This window comes from Streptomyces sp. MB09-01 (assembly GCF_033794505.1).
In the GTDB taxonomy this organism is placed as follows: Bacteria; Actinomycetota; Actinomycetes; order Streptomycetales; family Streptomycetaceae; genus Streptomyces.
Map to the genome: position 1 here is coordinate 1 of NZ_JARAYQ010000557.1, position 1,295 is coordinate 1,295.

Below are 1,295 nucleotides of genomic sequence, written 5' to 3' on the forward strand. Positions count from 1 at the left end.
GCACCCCGCCGATCCACCCGCACCCAGTCCGCAACCGCCCGGTCCCGACCCGTCCCGGCGCGCGGGAGACGGAACCGGCAGCGGCCCCTAGACCGCGCGGTTCGCAGTGCCCTCTGCCCCCACGCACAGCCAGCGCCTCCTTACCCGCCAGTACATGCAGGCCGGTGGCGCGGCGCTTCCCATCGGCTTGCGTGGGTAGCCGACGGGCGACAGCAGCTCGGCAGTGAGGTAAGGAGCATCAGTGATCACTCAGGACCAGCTCGCGGCCATGGCCGGGTGTGCGGCACACACGGACCAGGGACAGCGCTTGGGCCAAGTGGAGTACGTCCTGGTGGACGACACCACCGGCAGGCCCGAATGGGTACGGATCACCGACCGGGCTTCGGGGCTGGGCGGGGTGTTCGTCCCGTTGCGCCAGGCGGAGCTGAAGGACGGGCGCCTGGTGGTCCCGTATCCGGTGGCGGTGATCGAGCAGGCTCCCTGCGCGGCGCTGGACTGCGGGAGCGTGCTCTCCGTGTCGGAGGAGCAGCAGTTGTACGGGCACTACGGGGTGCGGGACGCACGCGACGAGGTCAACGCGGAGGGTGACGCGGGGTGGGGGGTGATGGACCGGGCGCAGGCCATTCGCGAGGGCTCGACGGGCCGGGAGCACAGCGTCTCCCGCCTGCAAAGGGTGCAGCCGGGACGGTGAGCCGGGCGCCCGGGCGCCGGCCGCCTCGAGACTTAACGCGGGCGCTGCGCCGTAGCCGACCCCGCCCCGCCGGTGCCCTCGGTGCGGGCGGCGTCGCGCCGCCCGGATAGGAAGGCCGCCCGGGAGGTGGCCACCGACCGCGGTTCCCGCCCGACCGCTCGCGGTCCTGGCCGAGTCCGGGATCGGCACGCGCCTACCGCTCCGGTGAGGACACGCCGTCCCGGCAGTACAGGCCGAAGCCCCTGGGGCCGTGGGGCCCAGGGGCTGATCGACTGCAGGCGGCTGCACTGCGTGAACTGCCAGTCGCAGGGGGAGCTACGTGGCCGGGTCCCGGGCTCAGCCGGAGGCGCCCGGACTTCCTTCCACGGGGGCCTCACCGGTCTCAGGGGAGGACTCGGACTGCGGGCCCGGAGCCTGCTCGGTGGTCGGCGTCTCCGTGGCGGGGGTCTCCGTCTCCGGGGTTTCCGTCTTCGGGGTCTCCGTCTCCGGGGTCTCCGTCTTCGGGGTCTCCGTCTCCGGGGTCTCCGTCTTCGGGGTCTCCGTGGTGGGGGCGGGCTTTTCGGGCTTGTGCTCGCAGTACACGGTGCCCTTGTAGAACTTGCAG

At 73.0% G+C, this 1,295-nt stretch carries 1 protein-coding gene and 1 pseudogene; one reads left to right on the forward strand and one right to left on the reverse strand.

The features are described 5' to 3' along the window. Positions 1-241 precede the first annotated feature (241 nt). Positions 242-691 carry a PRC-barrel domain-containing protein gene (locus PV721_RS43425; protein WP_319734398.1) on the forward strand — a complete coding sequence of 150 codons (450 nt, stop codon included), beginning with the start codon at positions 242-244 and terminating at the stop codon, positions 689-691. A gap of 336 nt (positions 692-1,027) precedes the next feature. Here the strand turns inward: PV721_RS43425 and PV721_RS43430 are convergent. Further along, positions 1,028-1,295 (reverse strand): annotated as a pseudogene (locus PV721_RS43430) (hypothetical protein); the annotation flags it as partial.